The sequence below is a fragment of the Sphingobacterium shayense genome, from assembly GCF_013179575.1.
Taxonomy (GTDB): domain Bacteria; phylum Bacteroidota; class Bacteroidia; order Sphingobacteriales; family Sphingobacteriaceae; genus Sphingobacterium; species Sphingobacterium shayense.
Genome location: NZ_JABMCQ010000308.1, coordinates 1 through 1,657 on the forward strand (window position 1 = coordinate 1; position 1,657 = coordinate 1,657).

Consider the following 1,657-nt stretch of genomic DNA (forward strand, 5'->3'; position numbering starts at 1 on the left):
GCAATATCTCCGATTGGTATTCGTCGGCGGATGGAAAGGTACGTCTTGCTATCACTAGCGATAGTGTACAAGAGAACATTTTGTATAGGAAACAAGAGAACCTTCCGTTTAGGACGGTTGCGACAACGGATTATTTGACCTCGATTCGTCCACTGGGTTTCGTAACTAATTCATTAACCAAAGTTGTAGCGCTTTCGAATCAAAATCGTGATAAACTTGCATTGGTTGAGTTTAACGTAGCTACTGGTCAAGAAGATTCACTTTTGTTTATAAATAAAGACGTTGATCTAGATGCAGATGGATATTCTGATCGAACCCAACAACCGTTATTTGCACAGTATACGAAAGATAAAACGCACAAATATTTTTTTAACAAAGAGGTTGAGCAACATTTTTTGAAACTTTCCTCTAATTTTCAAGGACAAACTATCGATATTATAGATTCTGATACTAGTTTAAATCACTGGTTAGTAAATGTTTACACAGATGTTCATGCAGGGGGGATTTATTATTATGACGTCGAACGAGACAGTGCAATGCTGCTGGTTGAAGCAAACCCAAAACTGCTAAGTAATAAACTCTCGCCGAAAGAATCTATCCAATTCCAAAGTCGTGACGGATTGACGTTGCATGGCTATTTAACCTATCCAAAAGGCGACGTTAAAGCAAATTTACCCGTGGTGGTTTTGGTACACGATGGACCAAATCGGCGGGAGAGAAGTGATTTCGATGCCGAGGTGCAGTTTTTGGCGAATCGTGGTTATTTGGTTTTTCAGTTAAATTACAGAGGGTCTTCGGGATATGGTAGAGAATTTTGGACCGCGGGTTTCAAGGAGTGGGGAGGGAAGATTCAAACAGATATTATTGACGGTGTAACTTGGTTGATCCATCAAGGTATTGTTGATAAAAAAAGAGTTGCAATAATGGGTAGTGGGTTTGGCGGTTACTCTGCGTTACATGCTGCGGCCTACAACTCATCGTTTTATAAATGCGCGATCTCTATGTCTGGGTACACAAACTTGTTTACTTATTTTAAAGAGATTCCGCCACACCTTAAGAAATATGTGTCGTTGTTCTACAATATAATTGGCGATCCAAACGAGGAATACGAAATGTTTAAAGCTATGTCTCCTGTCTTTCATGCAGATCGAGTTAAAATACCAGTCTTGTTCGCCCAAGGCGGAGGTGATCAATTTAGCTCGGTAACAGATGCAAATCAATTTGTGCAGAAACTTATGAATAACAACGTGCCTATTAAGTATATTTATAAGGAGGAAGAGGGGCGACATTTCAAAAGTGACGAAAACGTTATAAATTATTATCAAGAAGTCGAGTTATTCCTAAAGAAATACCTCTAAACATTGATGGCATATAATCAACTTAAATACCGCAAGAATTTTGGGCTGCTGATCGCTTTCGTGATATTGGTGACCATTTTATTCATCGTTGCAATGCTTGCGGCGCGCTCGATGATTATAAATCTTATTGAAACGGAATTCAACATCAAAAAAATTGAGGTTTTCGATAAATCCGTTCAACCTTTTAATGAGTTTTTTAATAGCAAGATACCAGAAATTTCATATTATCAAGGGTATCTCGATTCCGTAAAGGCCGCAGAGTATGTGGAAGGAGTTATCAGAAAGTATCCATTCGTTGA

1 protein-coding gene and 1 pseudogene are annotated in these 1,657 nt (G+C 38.6%); both read left to right on the plus strand.

What is annotated here, in order from left to right; all coding sequences use genetic code 11:
* On the plus strand, window positions 1–1,358 hold a 1,358-nt coding region (locus HP439_RS18980; RefSeq protein WP_172391891.1), incomplete at its 5' end, for an alpha/beta hydrolase family protein.
* Window positions 1,359–1,364: 6 nt separating this feature from the next.
* Window positions 1,365–1,657, plus strand: a pseudogene (locus tag HP439_RS18985) (sensor histidine kinase); the annotation flags it as partial.